This is a genomic window from Glycomyces niveus, from assembly GCF_017592475.1.
Classification (GTDB): Bacteria; Actinomycetota; Actinomycetes; order Mycobacteriales; family Micromonosporaceae; genus Glycomyces; species Glycomyces niveus.
The window spans coordinates 35,927-58,556 of sequence record NZ_JAGFNP010000010.1 but is presented as its reverse complement, the minus strand read 5'-3'; the positions used below and the strand labels follow the sequence as shown (position 1 = coordinate 58,556).

At 70.2% G+C, this 22,630-nt stretch carries 20 protein-coding genes and 2 tRNA genes; 15 read left to right on the top strand and 7 right to left on the bottom strand.

Annotated features, from left to right (window positions below; translation table 11 throughout):
* Positions 1-36: 36 nt before the first annotated feature.
* The 10 genes from gnd to J5V16_RS17070 all read left to right on the top strand — a co-directional run bounded on the left by gnd (position 37) and on the right by J5V16_RS17070 (position 9,440).
* Positions 37-912, top strand: a complete 876-nt coding sequence (gnd, locus tag J5V16_RS17110) for a phosphogluconate dehydrogenase (NAD(+)-dependent, decarboxylating) (protein WP_208497729.1) — start codon at positions 37-39, stop codon at positions 910-912.
* Between the two features lie 21 nt (positions 913-933).
* Positions 934-2,070: a DNA replication/repair protein RecF gene (recF, locus tag J5V16_RS17105; RefSeq protein WP_208497728.1), complete on the top strand. Its 1,137-nt coding sequence runs from the start codon at positions 934-936 to the stop codon at positions 2,068-2,070.
* Positions 2,060-2,524 carry a DciA family protein gene (locus J5V16_RS17100; protein ID WP_208497727.1) on the top strand — a complete coding sequence of 155 codons (465 nt, stop codon included), beginning with the start codon at positions 2,060-2,062 and terminating at the stop codon, positions 2,522-2,524. The genes recF and J5V16_RS17100 overlap by 11 nt, the downstream gene beginning before the upstream one ends.
* A gap of 299 nt (positions 2,525-2,823) precedes the next feature.
* Entirely contained in the window at positions 2,824-4,788 is a 1,965-nt protein-coding gene (gene gyrB, locus J5V16_RS17095; RefSeq protein ID WP_408612475.1) for a DNA topoisomerase (ATP-hydrolyzing) subunit B, read from the top strand.
* A 45-nt stretch (positions 4,789-4,833) separates the two neighbouring features.
* Complete coding sequence (gene gyrA, locus J5V16_RS17090; RefSeq protein ID WP_208497725.1) at positions 4,834-7,338, top strand: DNA gyrase subunit A; 2,505 nt, start codon at positions 4,834-4,836, stop codon at positions 7,336-7,338.
* Positions 7,339-8,055: a DUF3566 domain-containing protein gene (locus J5V16_RS17085; protein ID WP_208497724.1), complete on the top strand. Its 717-nt coding sequence runs from the start codon at positions 7,339-7,341 to the stop codon at positions 8,053-8,055.
* A gap of 157 nt (positions 8,056-8,212) precedes the next feature.
* A tRNA-Ile gene (locus J5V16_RS17080) sits at positions 8,213-8,289 on the top strand.
* Between the two features lie 135 nt (positions 8,290-8,424).
* The gene (locus tag J5V16_RS17075) at positions 8,425-9,006 is read left to right on the top strand and encodes a flavodoxin family protein (RefSeq protein WP_208497723.1); all 582 of its coding nucleotides are present in this window, start codon (positions 8,425-8,427) and stop codon (positions 9,004-9,006) included.
* A 115-nt stretch (positions 9,007-9,121) separates the two neighbouring features.
* On the top strand, positions 9,122-9,253 hold the full coding sequence (locus tag J5V16_RS24580; protein ID WP_218125197.1) for a DLW-39 family protein: 132 nt from the start codon (positions 9,122-9,124) through the stop codon (positions 9,251-9,253).
* A gap of 114 nt (positions 9,254-9,367) precedes the next feature.
* Positions 9,368-9,440: transfer RNA gene (locus J5V16_RS17070), tRNA-Ala, on the top strand.
* Between the two features lie 64 nt (positions 9,441-9,504).
* Here the strand turns inward: J5V16_RS17070 and J5V16_RS17065 are convergent.
* Positions 9,505-10,776: an MFS transporter gene (locus tag J5V16_RS17065; protein ID WP_208497722.1), complete on the bottom strand. Its 1,272-nt coding sequence runs from the start codon at positions 10,774-10,776 to the stop codon at positions 9,505-9,507.
* A gap of 71 nt (positions 10,777-10,847) precedes the next feature.
* Here J5V16_RS17065 and J5V16_RS17060 point away from each other — a divergent pair, with 71 nt between their 5' ends.
* Positions 10,848-11,819, top strand: coding sequence for a GlxA family transcriptional regulator (locus J5V16_RS17060; protein ID WP_208497721.1), 972 nt, complete (start codon positions 10,848-10,850; stop codon positions 11,817-11,819).
* A gap of 394 nt (positions 11,820-12,213) precedes the next feature.
* Here the strand turns inward: J5V16_RS17060 and J5V16_RS17055 are convergent, their stop codons facing one another.
* Together J5V16_RS17055 and J5V16_RS17050 are read right to left on the bottom strand one after the other, a co-directional pair.
* Positions 12,214-12,465 carry a hypothetical protein gene (locus J5V16_RS17055; RefSeq protein WP_208497720.1) on the bottom strand — a complete coding sequence of 84 codons (252 nt, stop codon included), beginning with the start codon at positions 12,463-12,465 and terminating at the stop codon, positions 12,214-12,216.
* Positions 12,455-13,006, bottom strand: coding sequence for an RNA polymerase sigma factor (locus J5V16_RS17050; RefSeq protein WP_208497719.1), 552 nt, complete (start codon positions 13,004-13,006; stop codon positions 12,455-12,457). The genes J5V16_RS17055 and J5V16_RS17050 overlap by 11 nt, the downstream gene beginning before the upstream one ends.
* Positions 13,007-13,250: 244 nt before the next feature.
* Between J5V16_RS17050 and J5V16_RS17045 the strand changes: the two genes are divergently transcribed.
* Positions 13,251-16,364: a BTAD domain-containing putative transcriptional regulator gene (locus J5V16_RS17045; RefSeq protein WP_307792997.1), complete on the top strand. Its 3,114-nt coding sequence runs from the start codon at positions 13,251-13,253 to the stop codon at positions 16,362-16,364.
* Positions 16,365-16,393: 29 nt separating this feature from the next.
* Here J5V16_RS17045 and J5V16_RS17040 read toward each other — a convergent pair whose 3' ends face one another.
* Together J5V16_RS17040 and J5V16_RS17035 are read right to left on the bottom strand one after the other, a co-directional pair.
* Positions 16,394-17,230, bottom strand: coding sequence for a DUF4097 family beta strand repeat-containing protein (locus tag J5V16_RS17040; RefSeq protein ID WP_208497718.1), 837 nt, complete (start codon positions 17,228-17,230; stop codon positions 16,394-16,396).
* Positions 17,231-17,355: 125 nt separating this feature from the next.
* Complete coding sequence (locus tag J5V16_RS17035; RefSeq protein ID WP_208497717.1) at positions 17,356-18,129, bottom strand: NAD(P)-binding domain-containing protein; 774 nt, start codon at positions 18,127-18,129, stop codon at positions 17,356-17,358.
* Between the two features lie 198 nt (positions 18,130-18,327).
* On the opposite strand from J5V16_RS17035, the gene J5V16_RS17030 reads away from it, so the two are divergent.
* Together J5V16_RS17030 and J5V16_RS17025 are read left to right on the top strand one after the other, a co-directional pair.
* A complete protein-coding gene (locus J5V16_RS17030; protein ID WP_208497716.1) occupies positions 18,328-19,605 on the top strand; it encodes a glycoside hydrolase in 1,278 nt (425 codons plus the stop codon).
* Between the two features lie 82 nt (positions 19,606-19,687).
* Complete coding sequence (locus tag J5V16_RS17025) at positions 19,688-20,044, top strand: GNAT family N-acetyltransferase (protein ID WP_208497715.1); 357 nt, start codon at positions 19,688-19,690, stop codon at positions 20,042-20,044.
* Between the two features lie 19 nt (positions 20,045-20,063).
* Here the strand turns inward: J5V16_RS17025 and J5V16_RS17020 are convergent, their stop codons facing one another.
* A complete protein-coding gene (locus J5V16_RS17020) occupies positions 20,064-21,392 on the bottom strand; it encodes a replication-associated recombination protein A (RefSeq protein WP_208497714.1) in 1,329 nt (442 codons plus the stop codon).
* A gap of 57 nt (positions 21,393-21,449) precedes the next feature.
* On the opposite strand from J5V16_RS17020, the gene cutA reads away from it, so the two are divergent.
* Entirely contained in the window at positions 21,450-21,785 is a 336-nt protein-coding gene (gene cutA, locus J5V16_RS17015) for a divalent-cation tolerance protein CutA (protein ID WP_208497713.1), read from the top strand.
* Positions 21,786-22,129: 344 nt separating this feature from the next.
* Here cutA and J5V16_RS17010 read toward each other — a convergent pair whose 3' ends face one another.
* Positions 22,130-22,528, bottom strand: coding sequence for a nuclear transport factor 2 family protein (locus J5V16_RS17010; RefSeq protein WP_208497712.1), 399 nt, complete (start codon positions 22,526-22,528; stop codon positions 22,130-22,132).
* Positions 22,529-22,630: the final 102 nt, after the last annotated feature.

Here is a 22,630-nt window from a genome sequence, read left to right as displayed (position 1 = left end):
GACCTTCCTGAACTCATTTTTGAAGGGGGGCGCGACATGCAACTCGGCATGATCGGGCTCGGCAAGATGGGCGGCAACATGAAGTTGCGGCTCGAGAAGGCTGGACACCAGGTCGTCGGCTACGACCGCAACCCCGACGTGGCCGACGTCGGCTCGCTCGCCGAGCTCGTCGCCGCCCTCGAGGGCCCGCGGGCCGTCTGGGTCATGGTCCCCGCCGGGGACCCCACCACGTCCACGGTGAAGGAACTCGCCGAGCTGCTGTCCGAGGGCGACATCGTCGTCGACGGCGGCAACTCGCGCTTCACCGACGACGCCGTGAACGCCGCGCTCCTGGCCGAGCGCGGCATCGGCTACGTCGACGTCGGCGTCTCCGGCGGCGTCTGGGGCATCACCGAGGGCTACGCCCTCATGGTCGGCGGCGCCGAGGGCGACGTGGAGCGGCTCATGCCGGTCTTCAACGCGCTCAAGCCCGAAGGCGAGTTCGGCTTCGTGCACGCGGGCGGGGTCGGCGCGGGCCACTACGCCAAGATGGTGCACAACGGCATCGAGTACGCCATGATGCAGGCCTACGCCGAGGGCTACGAGCTGCTCGAGGCCTCCGAGTACGTCGACAACGTGCCGGAGATCTTCAAGTCCTGGCGCTCGGGCACCGTCATCCGCTCCTGGCTCCTCGACCTCATGGACCGCGCGCTCGACGCCGACCCGGAACTCGACCGGGTCAAGGGCTACGTCGAGGACTCCGGCGAGGGCCGCTGGACCGTGGACGAGGGCATCCGCCTGCGCGTCCCGCTCCCGGCGATCACCGAGTCGCTCTTCGCGCGCTTCACCTCCCGCCAGGAGGACTCCCCGGCGATGAAGGCCGTCGCGGCCCTCAGGAACCAGTTCGGCGGACACGCCGTCAAGTCGGAATAGCCGAAGCGGCATCATAGAGGCGTGCGTGTACGACAGCTGCAATTGACGGACTTCCGGTCCTACGCGCACGCCCAAGTCCTGTTCGACGAGGGGCCCTCGATCCTGGTGGGCCCCAACGGACACGGCAAGACCAACCTGGTCGAGTCCCTGGTCTACCTGGCCAACCTCCGCTCCCACCGCGTCTCCTCCGACGCCCCCCTGGTCCGCCAGGGCTGCGAGCAGGCCGTGATCCGGGCCGAGATCCTGCACGAGTCCCGCCGCCTCCTCGCCGAGCTCGCGATCGTCCCCGGCAAGTCGAACAAGGCCCGGCTGAACAAGACCGCCCTCTCCCGCCCCCGCGAGATCATCGGGGCGCTCAAGGCCATCGCGTTCGCCCCCGAGGACCTGGCGCTCGTGCGCGGCGAGCCGTCCGCCCGCCGCCGCTACCTCGACGAGCTGCTCTGCGCGCGCTTCCCGCGCTACGCCGGGGTCCGCGCCGACTACGAACGGGTCCTCAAGCAGCGCAACACCCTCCTACGCACCGCGTACCTGGCGAAGAAGACCGGCGGCCGCGGCCCCGGCGGCGCCGAGATGGCCACCCTCGACGCCTGGGACGCCCACCTCGCGCGCCACGGCGCCGAGCTCATGGCCGGGCGGCTCGCGCTCCTGGAAGACCTGACCGAGCCCATCGCCAAGGCCCACTCGAAGATCGCGGACGGCCGCGCCGAAGTGCACCTGGCCTACGAGTCGGAGCTCGGCGACGACCTCACCGCCGACCAGGACGTGCTCACCGCGCGCCTGGGAGCCGCCCTCGCCGCCGCCCGCGGCAAGGAGGTCGAGCGCGGCTCGACCCTCGTCGGCCCGCACCGCGACGACCTCGACCTCGTACTCGGCTCGCTCCCGGTCAAGGGCTACGCCTCGCACGGCGAGACCTGGTCGGTGGCGCTGGCACTCCGCTTGGGCGCCTTCGAACTGCTGCGCGCCGACGGCACGGCCCCCATACTCATCCTCGACGACGTGTTCGCCGAGCTCGACGCCACGCGCCGCGAGCGCCTGGCCGAGTACGCCGAGGCCGCGCCGCAGACGCTCATCACCTGCGCGGTCGCCGGGGACGTGCCCGAGCGGCTGGCCGGCGCCCGCTACGACGTGTGGGAAGGGGAGATCAAGCGTGTCCTTTAACGGCTCCGGAGGCGGCTACGACTACCGCCCCCGCCCTCGTCGCCGCGGGAAGTCCGACGACCCGCGCTTCCGCAAGGAGTGGTCCGGCCCCGGGCCGGACAAGCGCGACCCCGAGACGCTGGGGAGCCTGCTCCCCCAGGTCGTGCGCAAGAACGGCTGGACGCGCAAAGTGGCGGACGCTTCGGTGTTCGGCCGCTGGGAGGCCATCGTCGGCCCGGAGATCGCGGGCCACTGCTCGCCCAAGAGCCTGGAGAACGGCGAGCTGCTGGTCGTGGCCGAGTCGACGGCCTGGGCGACCCAGCTGCGGCTGTTCTCGCGCCAGATCCACGGCAAGCTCGCCGCGGCCCTCGGCCCGAGCGTCGTGAAGCGCCTGAAGATCGTGGGCCCGCAACAGCCGACTCGTTCCTTCGGCCCGCGGCGCGTACGGTTTAATGGCTCCCGTGACACGTTCTGAAGCCGCGCACCCCTAAGTCCGTAGGGGGGTTCATGTCCCCGCCCCTCGGTGCGACTGTGACGACAACGAGGCGCACGGAAGCGGTTACAGAAGCTCAGGCCAAGTAGACTTGACGGATGCGGTCCGGCCGGCGCCCTCGGCGCCCGGCCACTGTTGTGGCGGCACCGCCATGGCCGGCCCGGCTCCGGGCTCCTCTGGACCAGACAATCGGGCAGGTCCGAGGCCAGATGACTGAAAAGTGTCACAGCCATGGACTAACTTTTCACTACGACCGTGAACGACGACAGAAGGAGTTGCCGGTGGCGGCGAAGCAGCAGGACGAGTACAGCGCCAGTTCGCTGCAGGTCCTCGAAGGCCTCGAGGCCGTCAGGAAGCGCCCGGGCATGTACATCGGCTCGACCGGCGAGCGCGGCCTGCACCACCTCATCCAGGAGGTCGTCGACAACTCGGTGGACGAGGCCATGGCCGGCTACGCCACCGAGATCCTGGTGACCCTCACCGAGGACGGCGGCGTCAGCGTCAAGGACGACGGCCGCGGCTTCCCGGTCGACATCCACCCCAAGCTCGGCAAGCCCGGCGTCGAAGTGGCCCTCACGGTCCTCCACGCGGGCGGCAAGTTCGACTCCCAGACCTACGCGGTCTCCGGTGGTCTCCACGGCGTCGGCGTCTCGGTCGTGAACGCGCTCTCCACCCGTGTCTCGGTGGAGATCCAGCGCGACGGCTACTTCTGGCGCCAGGACTACAAGCACGCCCAGCCCGGCCCGCTCGAGAAGGGCGAGCCGACCGACGCGACCGGCACGGTGGTGACCTTCTGGCCGGACGGGGACATCTTCGAGACCCTCGAGTTCGACTACAAGACGATCTACCGCCGCCTCCAGGAGATGGCGTTCCTCAACAAGGGGCTGTCGATCACGCTCCGGGACGAGCGCCCCGAGCACTTCGACGAGGAGGGCAACGTCCGGCAGGTGCGCTTCCAGTACGAGGAGGGCATCGCCGACTTCGTGCGCCACCTGAACGCCTCGAAGAACGCGATCCACCCGACCGTGGTGCAGTTCACGGCGGAGGACGACAAGGAGTTCCACACGGTCGAGGTCGCGATGCAGTGGAACGAGTCGTACGGCGAGTCGGTCTACACGTTCGCGAACACGATCAACACGCACGAGGGCGGCACCCACGAAGAGGGCTTCCGCTCCGCGCTCACCAACGCGGTCAACAAGTACGGGCTCGAGAAGAAGATCATCAAGTCCGAGAAGGACCGCCTCTCCGGCGAGGACATCCGCGAGGGCCTGGCCGCGATCATCTCCGTGAAGCTGCGCGAGCCGCAGTTCGAGGGCCAGACCAAGACGAAGCTCGGCAACACCGAGATCAAGGGCTTCGTGCAGAAGGTCTGCAACGAGCACATCCCGGACTGGCTCGACCGCCACCCGAAGGAAGCCCGGATGATCGTCCAGAAGGCCTCCTCGGCGGCGAACGCCCGCAAGGCCGCCGCGCAGGCGCGGAAGCTGGCCCGCCGCAAGAGCCTCCTGGAGACCTCGTCGATGCCGGGCAAGCTGGCGGACTGCCAGTCGACGAACCCGGAGGAGTGCGAGATCTTCGTCGTCGAGGGCGACTCGGCCGGCGGCTCGGCCAAGCAGGGCCGCAACCCGCGCACGCAGGCGATCATGCCCATCCGCGGCAAGATCCTCAACGTGGAGAAGGCCCGCCTCGACAAGATCCTCAAGAACAACGAGGTCCAGGGCATGATCACGGCCCTCGGCACGGGCATCCACGAGGAGTTCGAGGCCGAGAAGCTGCGCTACCACAAGGTCATCCTGATGTCGGACGCCGACGTCGACGGCCACCACATCAACACCCTGCTGCTGACGCTCCTGTTCCGCTTCATGCGCCCGCTCATCGAGCTCGGCCACGTGTACATGAGCCAGCCGCCGCTGTACAAGATCAAGTGGAACAAGAAGGGCGACCTGGTCGACTACGCCTACTCGGACGCCGAGCGCGACCGGATCATCGAGGCGGGCGTCGCCTCGGGCAAGTCCGACCCGCGCCGCTCCGACGGCGTCCAGCGCTACAAGGGTCTCGGTGAGATGAACTACACCGAGCTGTGGGAGACGACCATGGACCCCGCGCAGCGCAACCTCCTCCAGGTTCAGCTCGACGATGCGGCAACCGCCGACGAGCTCTTCAGCGTCCTGATGGGTGAGGACGTGGAGAGCCGCCGCCGCTTCATCCAGGAGAACGCCAAGGACGTCAGGTTCCTCGACATCTAAAGCGGCCCGCCGACCACGTTCCGACTGACAAGCAAGGAAGCACTGGTGCCTGAGAACAACCAAGACCAGCTTGAGATCCCGGAGGGCCACGGCCGCATCGAGCCGGTCGGCATCGAGGTGGAGATGTCGCGCTCCTACCTCGACTACGCGATGAGCGTCATCGTCGGGCGCGCGCTGCCCGACGTGCGCGACGGCCTCAAGCCCGTCCACCGCAAGATCCTGTACGCGATGTACGACGGCGGCTACCGCCCCGACCGCGGGTACGTCAAGTGCTCGCGCGTCATCGGCGACGTCATGGGCCAGTTCCACCCCCACGGCGACTCGGCGATCTACGACTCGCTGGTGCGCATGGCGCAGCCGTGGAGCCTGCGGTACCCGCTCATCGACGGCCAGGGGAACTTCGGCTCCCCCGGCAACGACCCCGCGGCCGCCCACCGCTACACCGAGTCGCGCCTCGAGCCGCTCGCGATGGAGATGCTGCGGGACATCGACGAGGAGTCGGTCGACTTCGAGCCGAACTACGACGGCAAGACCACCGAGCCCACGATCCTGCCCTCGCGCATCCCGAACCTGCTGGTGAACGGCTCCGAGGGCATCGCGGTCGGCATGGCCACGAAGATCCCGCCGCACAACCTGCGCGAGGTCGCCGCGGCCGTCGACTGGTGCCTGGACCACCCGGAGGCCACCGAGGAAGAGGCCCTCGAGGCGATCCTGGGGATCATCACCGGCCCCGACTTCCCCACCGGCGCCACGATCCTGGGGCGCGCGGCGATCGAGGACGCGTACCGCACCGGCCGCGGCTCGATCAAGATGCGCGCCGTCATCGAGGTCGAGGAGGACTCGAAGGGCCGGGCCTGCCTGGTCGTCACCGAGCTCCCCTACCAGGTGAACCCGGACAACCTGGCCGAGCGCATCGCCGACCTCGTCAAGGAGGGCAAGCTCGGCGGCATCGCGGACATCCGCGACGAGTCCTCGGGCCGCACCGGTATGCGGATCGTGATCGTGCTCAAGCGCGACGCGGTACCCAAAGTGGTGCTCAACAACCTGTACAAGCACACGCAGCTGCAGGACACGTTCGGCGCGAACATGCTCGCGCTGGTCGACGGCGTCCCGCGCACGCTGAACATCGCGCAGATGGTCCGCTACTACGTGGCGCACCAGATCGAAGTGATCGTGCGGCGCACCCAGTACCGGATGCGCAAGGCCGAGGAGCGCGCCCACATCCTGCGCGGCCTCGCCAAGGCCCTCGACCTGCTCGACGAGACGATCGCGCTCATCCGCCGCTCGCCTTCGGCCGAGGAGTCGAAGCAGGGCCTGATGAGCCTGCTCGATGTCGACGAGGTCCAGGCCGTCGCGATCCTCGACATGCAGCTGCGCCGCCTCGCGGCGTTGGAGCGGCAGCGGATCGTCGACGAGCTCGCCGAGATCGAGTCGAAGATCGCCGACTTCGCGGACATCCTCGCCAAGCCCGAGCGGCAGCGCCTGATCGTGCGCGAGGAGCTCGGCGCGGTCGTGGCCCGCTGGGGCGACGACCGCCGGACCGTGATCATGCCCGACGCCGGCGAAGTGTCCATGGAGGACCTCATCGCCCGCGAGGACATCGTGGTCACGATCACCCGCGGCGGCTACGTCAAGCGCACCAAGACCGACTCGTTCCGCTCGCAGAAGCGCGGCGGGAAGGGCGTCCAGGGCGCGCAGCTCAAGCAGGACGACATCGTCAGCCACTTCTTCGTGTGCACCACGCACGACTGGATCCTGTTCTTCACGAACAAGGGCCGCGTCTACCGGGCGAAGGCCTACGAGCTGCCGGAGGCGAGCCGCACGGCCCGCGGGCAGCATGTGGCGAACATCCTGGCGTTCGGCCCGGACGAGCACATCGCGCAGGTCATCCAGCTGGCCCACTACGAGGTCACGCCGTACCTGGTGCTCGCGACCCGCAACGGCCTGGTGAAGAAGTCCAAGCTCACCGATTTCGACTCGCCCCGCACAGGCGGCATCGTCGGCATCAACCTGCGCGACGGCGACGAACTGGTCGGCGCCGCGCTCATCCAGCAGGAGGACGACCTGCTGCTGGTCTCGCGCAAGGCGCAGTCGATCCGCTTCCAGGCGACCGACGAGGCGCTGCGGCCCATGGGCCGCGCGACCAGCGGTGTGATCGGGATGCGGTTCGTCGGGGACGACGAACTGCTCACCATGATCGTTCTGCGCGATAATATGGACATCCTCGTGGCCACCAGCCGCGGCTACGCGAAGCGGACTCCGGTCGACGCGTATCCGCAGCAGGGCCGCGGCGGCAAGGGCGTCCTGACCGCGAAGATCACGGAACGGCGCGGCGACTTGGTTGGGGCGCTGTCGGTGACGCCGGACGACGAGCTGTTCGCGATCACCTCGGAGGGAGGCGTCATCAGGACTCCGGTGCAGCCGGTCCGTCAGACTTCGGACCGCAACACTATGGGCGTCAAGCTGATCGACCTGCCCGAAGAGGTCTCGCTGCTCGCGATCACCCAGAGCGCCGAGGAACCGGAACCCGATGAGGGGCAGGACGAGTAGATGACCGAGGCGAAGGCCACCGCAGCGGAGACCGAGCGCGACGACGACGTCCCGGAGTTCAGCTCCGACGCGTCCGATTCGGCCGAGCAGGCGAAATCCGATGACCCCGGGTCGTCGTCGCCCTTGGACAGCGCCGCGTCGACGTCCGCTCCCGCCCAGGACCAGACGCTGACGCTGCGCCGCCCGCCGGGCATGACGCCGCCGCCGGTCACGCCGGAGTCGATCACGTCGCCCACGGGCAACACCGCCGCCAACCAGGCCGCGGGCGTGGCCTCCTCGGCCCGCGTCGCCGACGCGGTCCGCGCCGCGCGTGCCGCGGTGAGCCAGGCGGCCGCGCGCGGTCCGCGCCGGGCCCGCCTGCGGCTCAAGCGGATCGACCCGTGGTCGGTGATGAAGTTCTCGTTCGCCGTCTCGATCGTGCTGTTCATCGTGATGGTCGTGGCGACCACGGTCCTGTACATCGCGCTCGACGCGATGGGCGTGTTCGACACGGTCAACGACATGCTGCAGATGCTCATGGGCACCAGCTCGGACGACGCCGCGGGCGGCACCGCGGCCTTCCGGATCACCGCGAAGGGCGTCATCGGGGCCGCGGCCCTGCTCGGCGTGGTGAACATGGTGCTGTTCACGGCCCTGGCGACGCTCGGCTCGTTCATCTACAACGTGTGCGCCGACCTCGTGGGCGGCGTCGAGGTGACGCTCGCCGAACGCGACTAGCGACAAGCGAAGCGAATGCCCGCGGCCGGTGGCCGCGGGCATTCGCCGTTCCCGGTCCGGCCAGTGACGGCCGTCCCTAAGGGCAGGGGCCTGTTCGGCGTTTGGCGCGGGCATGAGGTAATCTTTCTCAGCGCCGCCGATAAGGCCGCGTTGACAAGGGCGTATAGCTCAGGTGGTTAGAGCGTCGAGCTGATAACTCGAAGGTCCCAAGTTCGAGTCTTGGTACGCCCACCAACAACCCGCCGTGAACCGGCGGGTTTTTTCATGCCCGCCCGCCGGGGCTGTGGCCCGGGCCGCGGCCCGGAATAGGGCGGCCGTCCCGCGGCCTTGCACCAGGGGCACCCGTCCCGCCCGAGAAAGCAGCCCGCCATGCCCGACCGCTCGTTCCTGTTCCTCCTCGGCAGCGCCCGCACCGGCGGCAACACCGAGGCCCTGGCCCGCGCGGCGGCCGAGCACCTGGAGCCGGAGGCGGCGCAGCGGTGGATCCACCTGGGCGAACTGGGCCTGCCGGCGTTCACCGACCGCCGCCACGCCGGGGACGGGACGACGCCGTTCGCGCAGGGCGCGGAGCAGATCGTGCAGGACGCGACCCTCGCGGCCACGGACATCGTGGTCGCCTCGCCGCTGTACTGGTACTCGGTGAGCGCGTCGGTGAAGAACTACCTCGACTACTGGTCGGGCTGGCTGCGCGTGCCGGGCCTGGACTTCAAGGCCCGCATGGCGGGCCGGCGGCTGTGGGCGGTCACCGCGCACGGCGACGGCGCGCCCGGGGTGGCGGTGCCGCTCGCGGGGACGCTGCGGCTCAGCGCCGAGTATCTGAAGATGGAATGGCGGGGCGTGCTTCTCGGCTACGGTTCACGACCGGGTGATGTTGATCGCGATGCGCGGGCGCACGCGGCCGCGAAGACGTTCTTCCGGGGCGACACCGAGACCGAAGACGTTCTTTACTGACAGGTACCGGCCCGGCGGCCGGGCGAGTCGCGGTTCGCTATGCTGAGGCGCATCGTGCAATGCCGAACACGGCGTTGCTGTACGCGGCAATCTCTGATATAGGGGGCCTGGGTCCATGTGGAAGAAGATCTTGATCGTCGCCGGGGTGGCCACGGTCGCGTTCGTCGTGGCCAAGAAGGTCAAGTCGATCAACGACGACCGCACCCTGTGGCACGAGGCCACCACCTCCGCGGAAGACGTGCGCTAGCGAATCGCGTTAGCCAGTTCACTGCGATCCGGGTATCCTCGCTGGTGCGGTTAGCGCTGCGGCGATACTTGGAGAGGTCCAGTCTCGTAGGGTGCAAACCGCGCGGCTGACCGAGGGGCCTTAGCTCAATTGGCAGAGCACCTGCTTTGCAAGCAGGGGGTTAGGAGTTCGATTCTCCTAGGCTCCACAGCAAGACGAACCGCCCGCGACCTCAGCGAGGTCGCGGGCGGTTCGCTGTTTTCGACGGCCGTTCAGGCTGCGCGCTTGATGGCCAGGGACATCGCGGCGGCGAGGGCGCAGAGGGCGCCCGAGGTGAACCAGGCGAGGTCGTACGCGCCGGTGAGGTCGCGGGCGAGACCGGCGGCGGAGGCGATGAGGGCCGCTCCGACCTGGTGGGAGGCGAGGACCCAGCCGAAGACGACCGCGCCGTCGTCCCCGAAGTGCTCGCGGCACAAGGCGATCGTGGGCGGCACCGTGGCGACCCAGTCGAGCCCGTAGAAGATGATGAAGAAGATCATCGGCGGGTGGACGCTGTCGGCGAACAGCGCGGGCAGCGCCAGCAGTGAGACCCCGCGCAGCGCGTAGTAGACGAACAGCAGGTGCCGCGGGTTGAACCGGTCGGTGAGCCAGCCGGAGAAGATCGTCCCGATGAGGTCGACGATTCCGATGACGGCGAGGAGCGACGCGGCCGCGGTGAGCGGCATGCCGTGGTCGTGGGCGGCCGGCACGAAGTGCGCGCCGACGAGGCCGTTCGTGGAGGCCCCGCAGATCGCGAACGTCCCGGCGAGGAGCCAGAACGCTCGGGTGCGGCTCGCGGCCGCCAGCGCGCCGAGCGTGCGGCGCACCGCGCCCGCCGTGGGCGGCTCGGGCGTCGCGTAGTCGTCCCCGGCGCCGTACGGGTGCAGGCCGACGTCCTCGGGACGGTCGCGGATCACCAAGAGCACCAAGGGGACCATGGCGAGCGCGGTGGCGGCGACGAGGAGCGAGGCGGCCCGCCAGCCGGGGCCTTCGACGAGGAGGCCCACGAGCGGGAGGAACACCAGCTGCCCGGCGGCGCCGCCCGCGGTGAGGATGCCGGAGGCGAGGCCGCGGCGCGCGATGAACCACCGGTTGGTGATGGTGGCGACGAACGCCATCGCCATCGAGCCGGTGCCGATGCCGACGATGAACCCCCAGGCGAGGACCAGTTGCCAGGAGGCGGTCATGAACACGGTGAGGCCGGAGCCGGCCGCGATGAGGGCGAGGGCGATGGAGACGACGCGGCGGATCCCGTATCGCTCCTGGAGTGCGGAGGCGAAGGGCGAGAAGAGGCCGTACAGGAGGATGTTGAGCGAGATCGCGGCCGAGATGGTGCCGTGCGACCAGCCGAACTCCTCGTGCAGCGGTTCGATGAAGACGCTCGGGGTGGCGCGGAAGGCGGCCGCGCCGACGAGTGCGGTGAAGGCGACGGCGGCGACCCACCAGGCGCGGTGGAGCCCGCGGGTCGCGCGGCGTTCGGGGGCCTCTGGGGCGGTGACGGACATGTGTTCAAGCATCGGGCGTCGCGGCGGCGGCGGCCAGTGGCCCGCTGGCCAATCTGTGCGAAGATCGGGCCATGAGCGTGTTCCAGGAACCCGGGCGGCACCGTGTGGCCGTGCTCGTCCGCCACGGCCTGCTCCCAGTCGAGCTGGGCATCCCGCACCGCGTGTTCGGTACGGCCCGAGACGCATCGGGTGAGCGGCTGTACGAGGTCGCGACCTGTGCGCTGGAGCCGGGCGAGGTCAGGACCGACACCGACGTGACGATCAACGTGCCGCACGGTCCCGAGGCGATGGCTGAGGCCGACACGGTCGTGGTGCCGTCCCAGCATGAGACGGTCGACCCTGGCTTGCCCGGCCCGCTGGCGGGGGCGCTGGCGCTGGTGCGGCCGGGGACGCGGCTCGCGTCGATCTGCACCGGTTCGTTCGCGCTCGCGGCCGCGGGGGTGCTCGACGGGCGGCGCGCGACGACGCATTGGGATGCGGCCGATGAGTTCCGGGCGTTGTTCCCGCAGGTGCGACTGGAGCCGGACGTGCTCTATACGGAGGACGGCGGTGTGTTCACTTCTGCCGGCGTGGCTTCCGGGTTCGACCTGTGCCTGCACCTGGTGCGCCTGGATTTCGGTGCGGCCGTGGCGAATGCGGTGGCGAGGCGGGCGGTCGTGCCGCCGTTCCGGGACGGCGGGCAGGCGCAGTACATCGAGCGCCCCGTGCCCGAACCGGGCACGAACTCGACCGGGAACGCGCGGGCGTGGGCGCTCGAGCGCCTCGACGAGCCGCTGACGCTGCGGCAGCTCGCCGAGTGCGAGGCGATGAGCGTCCGCACCTTCACGCGCCGCTTCCGCGAGGAGGTGGGCACGTCCCCGCAGAAGTGGCTGCTGCACCAGCGGGTCGAGCGGGCGAGGCACCTCCTCGAACGCTCCGACCGGTCGGTGGACCAGGTCGCGGCCGACGCGGGGTTCGGGTCCGCCTCGGCGATGCGGCTGCATTTCCAAGCGGTGCTGGGGGTCTCGCCCAGCGCGTACCGGCGCACGTTCGCCGGTCAGTGAGCCGCCCGGGTCGGCGGTGCCCGGGTCGGCGGTGCCTGGTTTCCCCGGCACGTACCGGCGGAGGTTCGCGGGTCAGTGAGCCGGCCCGGGCGGGCGGCCACGAGGCACGTCGCCGCTTCGGCGGCGCTCCGGCTGCCGGAGCCCTGACTCGGCCCTGCGAAGTCCGCGAGTCGCATCGATCTTGCGCGCGCCCTGTCGGTGCTCGACGCGCCTCCGGCGCTTGGAGCGCCGGGCTGCGGGCGTAGGGGGTGCCCCGTACCCGCCCGCTGTCCGCCTCCGACCAACCGAAAAGGACTACATTCCCATACGGGTCCGACAGCCCCGCGAACTCGCAGGTCAACCCCGTACAGGGCAGGTTCCCGGCGGCGGCCTCCGGGCCGCCGCCGAGAGCCGTTCAGCGCAGGCGGCAGACGCCGTCGACGCATTCGCGCTGGAGCCGGCCGCGCGAGACCGTCTCGATGAGGCCGATGACCCAGCAGGCCGGGCAGCCGCGCAGCGCGAGCACCCCGACCGGGATCAGCAGCAGGCTCCACCACCCGAACATAGGGATGAGCGCGAACGCCGCGACCACGGACCCGAAGCCGACCAGGCCGCGCGCCACATGCCGCGGCACCGACTTGCTCGCGAAGCTCCCGTTACCGGCCATCGAAGCCTCCCGTCTCCATCGCGCGCAGCCCCTCCTGGACGGCCGCGCGCGCCCGGTGCAGCCTGGACTTCATTGCGGCCGTCGAGATCCCGAGCGCGTCCGCGGTCATGCGGCCGCTGTAGCCCTGCACATCGCGCATGATGAGCACCCGCCGCTGGTCCCCCGGCAGCCCCGCGATCACGTCCGCGACGATCCCGGCCTCCAGCAGCTGCAGCGCCTCCTCCTCAGCGGACGGCACCGGCCGCTCCGGCACGGTCTCGAAGTGCCGGAAGGCGCGCTTCGCCCGCCGCACGCACTCGTTGCGCACGATCCGGAACATCCACGACGCCAGCGCCCCGGTCGCCCGCAGCATGCCGATCTTGCGGTACAGGATGATGAGCGCCTCCTGCGCCGCGTCCTCCGCGTCCTGCGGGGTCGTGCACAGCGAGTGCGCGAACCGGCGCACATGCGGGTGCGAGCCCGACACGAGCGCGGTGATCGCCCGGGCGTCCCCGTCCCGTGCCGCCTCGACGAGCGCCCCGTCGGGCCAGTCCTCAGCCACGTCGCGCCCTCCGGCGCAGCACCACGATGCTGCAGGTGACCATGAGCAGCACCAGGACTCCCGCGGCGATTCCGATGACCATTGACGACCTCCGTGCATCGTTCCGGCCCTTGCGGCCGGTATGGATATGAGAGGCGCGCGGACCCGCGGAGGATTCGCGCCCGCGCGTGGAAAAACGCGGCCGCGCCTCGACTGTAGGCGATCGGCGTTGATGAGAGGTGTTCCGATGCGGCAGGATGACCCGGTGAGAATCGGATTGCTCGGTGCGTTTGAAGTCCAGGTCGACGGCACCCCCGTGAACCTCCCCGGTGCGCGCTCGCGGGCGCTGCTCGCCGCGCTGGCGCTCGAGGCGGGGAAGATCGTCCCCAAGACCAGGCTCGTGGACTGGGTGTGGGGCGAGGAGCCGCCCGCCGACGAGGCGAACGCCCTGCAGGTGCTGGTGTCCCGGCTGCGCAAGGCCCTCCCCAAGGGCGCGGTCGAGTCGAAGTCCGGCGGGTACGCGCTCGCCGTCGATCCCTCCTCTGTGGACGTGATCCGCTTCGAGGAGCTCGTCGCGAGGGCCCGCACCGCCGACGACGCCGAGAAGGCCGACCTCCTCCGCGAGGCCCTCGGCCTGTGGCGCGGTGCCGCCATGGAAGGCATCGCCCTGCTGGGCAGCAAGGCGTTCGACGCCGTCGTCGTCGGCTTGAACGAGCGCCACATCGCCGTCCTCGGCGACCGCGTGGACGCCGAGATCCGGCTCGGGCGCGGCGCGGACCTCATCACCGAGCTCACCGACCTCGTCGCGAAGTACCCGATGCGCGAAGGCTTCGTCGCCGCCCTCATGCGCGCCCTCGCCGAAGCCGGCCGCGGCGCCGAAGCCCTCACCGCCTACCAGCAGCTCGCCGAACGCCTCGGCGACGAGCTCGGCGTCGACCCCTCCGCGGAGCTCTCCGCGCTCAACATCGCGCTCCTGCGCGGCGAGATCGGCGGCCGCACCGAGAACCGCCGCACCAACCTCCGCGCGGAGCTCACCGCGTTCGTCGGCAAGGAGGACGACGTCGCCGCCGTCGCCGACCTCGCGTCCCGGCACCGCCTCGTCACCCTCCAAGGCCCCGGCGGCGCCGGCAAGACCCGCCTCGCCGTCGAGACCGCCCGCACCATGCTCGGCGACCTCCCCGACGGCGCGTGGCTCGTGGAGCTCGCGCCCCTGCACGCGGGAGGCGAACCGGCCCAAGCGGTCCTGACCGCGATCGGCCTGCGCGACCAGCAGGGCGCGGCGGGCGGCGACGCCATGGACCGGCTCGTGTCCGCCATCCGCGACCGCGTCATGCTCCTCGTCCTCGACAACTGCGAGCACGTGATCGACGAGGTCTCCCGGTTCACCGACCGGCTCCTCGGCGAATGCCGCAGCCTGCGGATCATCGCCACCAGCCGCGAACCGCTCGGCATCACCGGCGAGGCCCTCTGGCAGGTCGAGCCGCTCGCGCTGCCCGCCGAGGACGCGACCCCGCAGGAGGCCGCCGCCTCCCCCGCCGTCCGCCTCCTGCGCGACCGCGCCGAAGCCGTGCGCCGCAACATCGGCGGCGACGAAGCCACCCTCGCCACCATGGCCCGCATCTGCCGCGCCCTCGACGGCATGCCCCTCGCCATTGAACTCGCCGCCGCCCGCCTGCGCACCATGTCCGTAGACCAGCTCGCCGACCGCATCGACGACCGCTTCCAAATCCTCACCGGCGGCTCCCGCACCGCCATGGCCCACCACCGCACCCTCCGCGCCGTCGTCGACTGGTCCTGGGACCTCCTCCCCGAGGCCGAACGCGAATGCCTCCGCCGCCTCTCCGTCTTCACCGGCGGGGTGAGCCTCGAAGCGGCCGAACGCGTCTGCCCCACAGGCGAATACGCGTTCGACCTCCTCACCAACCTCACCGAGAAGTCCCTCCTGCGCGCCGACGGCGACGGCGAACCCCGCTACCGGATGCTCAACACCATCCGCGAATACGCCGCCCAGCGCCTCGCCGAAGACGGCGACCCTGCAGCCGCCCGCCGCGAACACCTCGCCTACGTCACCGAACTCGCCGAGACCGCCGACGCCCACCTGCGCGGCCCCGACCAGCTCACCTGGCTCAAGACCCTCGAGACCGAGCACGACAACGTCAACACCGCCCTCCGCGGCGCCATCGAAGCCGGCTGGGCCGCCGAAGCCCAGCGCCTCGTCGCCGCCGTCGGCTGGTACTGGTACCTCAGCGGCCACCGCGGCGAAGGCACCGAACTCGCCGTCGCCGCAGGCCGACTCGAAGGCGACGTCCCCGACGCGATCCGCGCCATGAGCGGCACCATCACCGCCATGTTCCTCACCTCCGGGTACGGCGGCGACCAGTACCAGGCCCAGGAGTGGATCGAGTCCGCGCACGCCGCCGCCCAGCGCAGCGGCCACCGCCACCAGATCCTCGGCTTCATCGCGCCCCTCGCGCGCATGCTCGAGGACCCCGCCGACTTCCTCTCCGCCTTCGACCCCCTCGTCGCCGACCCCGACCCGTGGGTCCGCGCCCAAGCCCGCTTCGCCAGCGGCCGCCTCCGCCTCGTCCTCGGCTCCGACGAGACCGATGTGGACACCGACATGGCCCTGGCCCTCAAGGAGTTCCGCGACCTGGGAGACCGCTGGGGCATCTCCTCGGTCCTCATGGCCATGGCCGAACGCCTCGCCGCCCAAGGCGAATACGCAGGCGCCTGCACCCAACTCGACGAAGCCGCCGCCGCCCTCGCCGAACTCGGTTCCACCGAGGAGGTCATCAGCATCCGCGCCCGCCAAGCGCAGCTCCACTGGCTCGCCGGCGACGAACGCGCCAGCGCCGCAGCCCTCGAACAGGCCGAACGCCTCGCCGCCCGCATCGCATGGCCCGCCACGATCGGCGAACTCGCCTACACCAAGGCGCACCTCGCGCGCTGGCGCGGCGACTTCGACGAGGCGCGCGCGCTCGTCGCCGCTGTGGGTTCCGGCTCCGGCGCTGACGCCGGCGGCATCAAGTTCTCCGTCCAGGACCTGCACGGCTACCTCACCGAAGACCTTGCCCAGTCTCGTGCCTACCGGGCCGCGGCCCTCGATGCCGCGGTCGCGCTCGGCTACCCGCCGATGCTCGCCCAGGCGCTCATCGGCATTGCCGACCTCGCTGCGCGGCAAGGAAGGGACGAGGAGGCCGCACGGCTCCTCGGCGCCGCCGAGACCGTGCGCGGCGGGGCCGACCGCTCTCAGTACGACGCCCGGCGTCTCGCCGAGGAGACGCGAAACCGCCTCGGCGACAAGGAGTTCGCCGAGGCGGTGGACGCGGGCAGATCGGGTGACTGGAGTGCGCTGGCGGAGGCCGCTCTCACTGCTTGAAAAGCGCACTTCGAAGGGGTGCAAGGGGCTTAGTGCGCCGCCTCCTTGACGGTGATGTTGCCGCCGCTGGTGCGGGCGCGGACCTTGACGGTGCGCTCGGGCACGCCGGGGACGTTCACGTGGTTGTGGACGCGCCCGGTGGGGGTCTTGGCGTCGAGCTCGACGGCCGTCCCGGCGGGGACGCCTACTTCGAGTTTTCCTGCGGCCGTGGTGATCTCGACGGGTCCGGTGCCGATGCGGCCGATCCGGATGTCGCCGATGGCGGTCTTGGCCTCGACGGCGGCGTGCGCGGTGTCGACGGTGATGGGGCCGTTGGCGGCGCCGGCGCGGAGGTCGCCGCGGGCTTCGCCGATCCAGGTGGCGCCGCCGATGTTCTTCACCGCGGCGTCGCCGAAGATGCGGTCGACGCGGATGTCGCCGCTGCCGCTGACCTCGGCCTTGCCGTCGACCTGGTCGACGACGACGCGGCCGCCGCTGGTCTTGAGGCGGACCTCGGCGGCGCGGGCCACCTTGATGTCGCCGACGGCGTTCTTGAGGCGGCAGGCGCCCACCCGCCCGGTGACGACGTACTCGCCGTCGGCGGTGTCGCCCTGGACGTCCGATCCGGTCGGGAGCTGGACGCTGATGCGCACGGACCCGAACTTGCGGGCGAACGCGGTGCGCAGCTTGGGCTGCCAGACGCGGAGCCTCCCGGCCTCGAATTCGACGTCGACCTGGGCGGCGGCGTCGGTGTCGAGCTTGCGGGCGGGGTCGATCGGCTCGACGGTGACGACGGTGTCGGCGCGGTCGGCGGCGCTGAAGCGGATGTCGCCGAGGACGATGTCGACGACGGCGGTGATGGGGGCGGGGGTGGCGAAGGTCTGCATGTCGGTGCCTCTTTCGGTGCGGGTCGCTGGCTTGATGCCGTAACGATCGCCCCGCGCGCTGTCACCGTCCTTGCCTCGACCTGTCACCGCCCCTGTCAGCCGTCAGGAACCGACAGAAGCCCAGTTCAACGCGGTTTCTCGAGGTCGGCGAGGAGCCCGTCGAGGGTCGCGCCCAACGCCCCGGCGTTGGCCTGGTCGAACCAGGTGGTGCGGATGCGCTCGTTGCTGCCGCCGGGCGTCTCGTGCTCGGAGGCGATGGCCTGGAGCGGCTTCGACTCGTCGCCGAGGGACCGGTCGACGCCCTGGAAGAGGCTGCGCACGTACCGGTCGGCGGCCTCCTGCGGCACGCCGTTCCGCGCGGCCCAGTCGGCGAGGGCGCCGAGGTAGGCGAGGTAGGTGCTGACGGTGCTGGAGAGCGCGGAGACCACGTTGTAGGCGGTGGCGTCGGCGACGGGTTGGGCGCCCCCGAGCCGGTCGAAGAACGCCTCTGCCGCGGGATGGGCGGGGTAGACGACGGTCACGGAGGCGCGTTCGCGCACGGTGGGGAGGGGGATGGCGGCCACGATGTCCGCTTCGGTGCCGAGGAGGCCGCGCAGTTCGTCGGCCGAGACGCCGGGGATGACGTTGACGATCGTCTGCTCGGCGCCGATGCGCAGGCCGGCGAGGGCGTCGTGCCGGTCGGCGCGGCGCACCGCGATGACGACGAGGTCCGAGTGGTCGGCGACCTCTTGGTTGCTCGCGCGCACCTGGACGTTCGCGTACTTCGCGGCGAGCGCCGCGCCCGTGGACGCGCCGCGCGGCGAGAGGCTGATCGGCGGCGGGGCCGCGACGCCGTCGCTCAGCCCTTCGACCATCGCGCCGCTGATCTCCCCTACGCCGATGAATCCGATGCGTTCCATTGCGGCTCCCTTCTGTCGGGCTCGAGGCTAGTACATCCCCGGATGCCGCCGAAACTTTCGGATCCGGCAATCGAGATACCTCGATGCGTATCCCCAGATGAGCAGGCATTGACACTCATCAATACGACGTCCTATGCTGATGCTGGCAAACGGTATCGCCTGAAAGTTTCGGTTCCACCCGCATCCTCAGGAGGAGCAATGCAGCGCCACCCTCACCAGTCCCGCGCGAACGAACCGAGCGCGAAGGCCAAGCTCAGCCGGCGTTCCCTCATCACCGCGGGCGCGGCCCTCCCGGTACTGGCCGCCGCCACCCCCGCCTCGGCGCAGACGACGGTCAACGTCGAGCCGAACAACGTCCAGCAGACCATCCAGGGCTTCGGCGGCATGAACCACACCGTGTGGATCTCCGACCTCACCGCCGCCCAGCGCGACACCGCGTTCGGCAACGGGACCGGCCAGCTCGGCTTCTCGATCCTGCGCATCCCCGTGCACGAGGACCGCGCCAACTGGAGCCGCGAGGTCGCCACCGCGCAGCGCGCGAGGGCACTGGGCGCCAAGGTGTTCGCGTCCCCCTGGAACCCTCCGGCGAGCATGACCGAGTCGTTCTCGGGCGGCAAGCGCCTGCGCTACAGCATGTACGGGGCGTACGCCCAGCACCTCAACGACTTCGACCAGTTCATGGCGAACAACGGCGTCGACCTCTACGGCATCTCGATCCAGAACGAGCCGGACTACGCGCACGAGTGGACGGCCTGGACCCCGCAGGAGATCCTGCGGTTCTGCCGCGAGAACGCCGGCTCGATCGGCACGCGCGTCATCGCGCCCGAGTCGTTCCAGTACCGCAAGAACATGTCCGACCCGATCCTCAACGACCCGGTCGCCCTCGCCAACGTCGACATCATCGGCGCCCACCTCTACGGCACCGCGAACGCCGATTTCCCCTACCCGCTGTTCCAGCAGAAGGGCGGCGGGAAGGAGCTGTGGATGACCGAGGTCTACCACCCGAACAGCTCCGACTCGGCCGACCTGTGGCCCGGCGCGCTCGACACCGGCGAGCACATCCACCGCGCGCTCGTCTACGGCCGCTTCCAGACCTACGTGTGGTGGTACATCCGCCGCAGCTACGGGCCGATGCGCGAGGACGGCCAGATCTCGAAGCGCGGGGCGAACATGGCGCACTTCTCCAAGTGGGTGCGCCCGGGCTTCCAGCGGATCACCGCGACGGCGAACCCGCAGACGAACGTGTACATCTCGGCGTTCAAGAGCGGGTCGCGGATCGTCATCGTCGCGATCAACAAGAACACGACGGCCGCGTATTTCCCGTTCACGGTCCAGGGCGGGGGCAGCGCGACCATCCCGACCTGGGTGACCGACGCGAACAACACGCTCGCGCCCTCGTCGGCCCCGGTGATGACGAACGGCTCGTTCGGGGCGCAACTGCCCGCGCGGAGCATCCGCACCTTCGTCATCAACTGAGTGAGAACGCGGCCTCAGGGGTACTCCTCTGGTTCGCAGCGGGCGCCCCGCGCGGGGCGCCCGCCCGTCAGAAGGAGGTCCGATGGCCGTCAAGGAGCGCGCAGCGAAGGAGACCCCGGTCAAGGAGCAGCTGACCGTCGACGTCACCGACGCGCCCGAGCTCGACCGGTACGAGGCGCGGGTCGACGGCGAACTCGTCGGGTACACCGAATACCGCCGCCACGACGGCACGATCATGCTCTCCTGCACCGAAGTCCCCGAAGAGCTCCAGAACAAGGGCATCGGCGCGGCGCTCGCGCGGTTCGCGTTCGACCGGGCACGCGAGGAGGGGAAGCGGATCGAGCCGGTCGACCCGTTCATCGCAGGCTGGATCGAGCGGCACCCCGACTACGCCGACATGGTCCACGAGAAGGCGATCCACCTGGGCGAAGAGACCTGACGGACGCCCTCGCAGCGGCTCAGCCTTCGCCGGAGCCGCCCTGTTCCGTGCGCTGGGAACGCAGCTCGGCCCAGCGTTCGAGGCGCTCCCCGACGCTCGCCTCGTACCCGTTGCGGGTGGGCCGGTAATAGCGCTGCCGCTCCATGCCTTCGGGGAAGTACTCGGCGCCGGAGAAGCCTTCGGCGGTGTCCGGGTCGTACTGGTAGCCCTTGCCGTACCCGATGTCCTTCATCAACCTGGTGGGGGCGTTGAGGATGTGCGCGGGCGGGGCGAGCGATCCGGTCTGCTTCGCGCTGCGCCGCGCCTCTCCGAACCCCCGGTAGACGGCGATCGATTTCGGCGCGGTCGCCAGGTAGACCACGGCCTGCGCGATCGCCAGTTCGCCTTCGGGCGAGCCGAGCCGCTCGTACACGTCCCAGGCCGCGAGGGCCTGCTGCACGGCCTGCGGGTCGGCGATCCCTATGTCCTCGTTGGCGAACCGCGTGATGCGCCGCGTGATGAACAGCGGATCCTCGCCGCCGTCGAGCATCCGCGCGAGCCAGTAGAGCGCCGCGTCGGGGTCGGAGCCGCGCATGGACTTGTGCAGCGCGGAGATCAGGTTGTAGTGGCTCTCCTGGGTCTTGTCGTACAGGGGCGCGCGCTTCTGCACGGTCTCGGCGAGCGCGGCAGTGTCGAGGGGCGGCGTGCCTTCCGGCAGCTCCTGCAGCTGCTCGACCATGTTGAGCAGGTACCGGCCGTCACCGTCGGCCATCGCGATGAGCGACCTGCGCGCCTCGTCGTCGAGCGGAACGGGCCGCACTTCCTTCTCGGCGCGGGCCAGCAGCGTCTCGAGCGCGGCGGTGTCGAGCCGGTGCAGCACGAACACCTGGCAGCGCGAAAGCAAGGCGCCGTTGAGCTCGAAGCTCGGATTCTCGGTCGTAGCGCCGACGAGGATGATCGTGCCGTCCTCCACGTACGGCAGGAACGAGTCCTGCTGGGCGCGGTTGAACCGGTGGATCTCGTCCACGAACAGCATCGTGCCCTGGCCCATCTCGCGCCGCTGCCCCGCGGCCGCGAACACCTTCCGGAGGTCCGCGACACCGGAGAACGTGGCCGACAAGGGCTCGAACGCGAGGTCGGTCTCCTCGGCGAGCAGCCGCGCGATCGTGGTCTTCCCGCAGCCCGGCGGCCCCCACAGGACCGTCGACACGGGTTTCCCGCGCGCGACCATCCGCCCGAGCGGCGCGTCCGGGGCGAGCAGGTGGTCCTGGCCGACGACCTCGGCGAGAGTGCGCGGCCTGAGTCGGTCGGCGAGAGGCCGAGGCGGGTCCTCCCCGAACAGCGGCAGCGCGGGTGCCGGATCGGTCATGACTCGACCGTATCGCGGAGGTGTGACATTGGGGGCGAACGTGAGAGGATGCCGTCTGTGCACGCGATCTGTGAGGTAGTGATCACCGGCCCCGACGCGGGCTGGCTCCGCGAGTTCACGCGGAAACTCGTCGAGGAGCGCCTGGCCGCCTGCGGGCAGCAGGTCGCCGAGATCCGCTCGATCTACCGGTGGGAGGGGCGGATGCACGACGAACCCGAGGCCCGGGTCATGCTGCACACCCGCCAGTCGCTGGTCCCCGAGATCATCCGGACCGTCCGCCTCGAGCACCCGTACGACGTGCCGTGTGTGCTCGCCACCCTCGTCACTCAAGCCAATCCGGATTACCGGGCCTGGGTCGTGGAATCGACCAAGGACCCGGACGAAACGTCGTAGCGGGGGCGGTCGGCCTGGCTAGGGCCGACCGCCGCCTCGCTGCCGCGGCCGTCTGATGCAGGTGCCGTCGGCGCGGGAGCCATCCCGCGCCTCCGATCTTCCGGCGGACCGCGGTACCCCTACCTACCGCCGACCTACACCAAAACTGAAGCCAGCCTCCCACAGAAAGTCAACACACTCAAGACAACTTTTTTCCCTGTGGATAACTCCGGGCCAGTATCGCGAGTGATTGACATTTTGCCTGTTCGCATGACTGTGGATAACTTGTTGAGGTCGGTTCGCTTTTCTATTCGGTGGTCGTGAGGACGATCTTGCCGATGGTGCGTCGCGGTGGCGTGGGGGGATCAGCCCTGGCCCCAGAACGCGTCCTCCGCGGTCTGGTCGGCCGAGAACAGCCACACCTCGGCGACCTTCCCGTCCACGACGCGCAGCAGGTCGATGCCTTCCATGGCCATCTCGGCCCCGTCCCGCTTGCCGGAGAAGCGGATCGGGACGGCGGCCAGGTCGCCGTTGATCATCGGCGCGCCGCTCGCCGCGAGCGCGAAGGTGCCGTTGCTGAACGCCATCATCGCCCCCACCATCTCCCCGACCTCCGCGCCGCCGCGCTTGTCGCCGGAGAACTGGTTCGCGCCCGGCTGATGCCAGACGAGGTCGTCCGCGAACAGTGCGGCCAGCTGGGCGGGCTCGCCGGAGCCCATGGCGTCGACGTACTGCTGGGCGACGGCTGCGGTCGCATCGGTCATAGTGCTGCTCCTTTGAACGTGAAGTACCGGCGAGTTCATCCTCACCGCCTCGGCCGACCGAGACTGCCGAACCGGGTTTTTCATCACCGCGTGACGCTCCAC

What these genes read in the sequence shown, in the direction of transcription:
- gnd (WP_208497729.1), top strand. Translation starts at nt 37, where the DNA reads ATGCAACTCGGCATGATCGGGCTCGGCAAGATGGGCGGCAACATGAAG.
- J5V16_RS17085 (WP_208497724.1), top strand. Translation starts at nt 7,339, where the DNA reads ATGACCGAGGCGAAGGCCACCGCAGCGGAGACCGAGCGCGACGACGAC.
- J5V16_RS17075 (WP_208497723.1), top strand. Translation starts at nt 8,425, where the DNA reads ATGCCCGACCGCTCGTTCCTGTTCCTCCTCGGCAGCGCCCGCACCGGC.
- J5V16_RS24580 (WP_218125197.1), top strand. Translation starts at nt 9,122, where the DNA reads ATGTGGAAGAAGATCTTGATCGTCGCCGGGGTGGCCACGGTCGCGTTC.
- J5V16_RS17065 (WP_208497722.1), bottom strand. Translation starts at nt 10,776, where the DNA reads ATGTCCGTCACCGCCCCAGAGGCCCCCGAACGCCGCGCGACCCGCGGG.
- J5V16_RS17060 (WP_208497721.1), top strand. Translation starts at nt 10,848, where the DNA reads ATGAGCGTGTTCCAGGAACCCGGGCGGCACCGTGTGGCCGTGCTCGTC.
- J5V16_RS17055 (WP_208497720.1), bottom strand. Translation starts at nt 12,465, where the DNA reads ATGGCCGGTAACGGGAGCTTCGCGAGCAAGTCGGTGCCGCGGCATGTG.
- J5V16_RS17040 (WP_208497718.1), bottom strand. Translation starts at nt 17,230, where the DNA reads ATGCAGACCTTCGCCACCCCCGCCCCCATCACCGCCGTCGTCGACATC.
- J5V16_RS17035 (WP_208497717.1), bottom strand. Translation starts at nt 18,129, where the DNA reads ATGGAACGCATCGGATTCATCGGCGTAGGGGAGATCAGCGGCGCGATG.
- J5V16_RS17030 (WP_208497716.1), top strand. Translation starts at nt 18,328, where the DNA reads ATGCAGCGCCACCCTCACCAGTCCCGCGCGAACGAACCGAGCGCGAAG.
- J5V16_RS17025 (WP_208497715.1), top strand. Translation starts at nt 19,688, where the DNA reads ATGGCCGTCAAGGAGCGCGCAGCGAAGGAGACCCCGGTCAAGGAGCAG.
- J5V16_RS17020 (WP_208497714.1), bottom strand. Translation starts at nt 21,392, where the DNA reads ATGACCGATCCGGCACCCGCGCTGCCGCTGTTCGGGGAGGACCCGCCT.
- J5V16_RS17010 (WP_208497712.1), bottom strand. Translation starts at nt 22,528, where the DNA reads ATGACCGATGCGACCGCAGCCGTCGCCCAGCAGTACGTCGACGCCATG.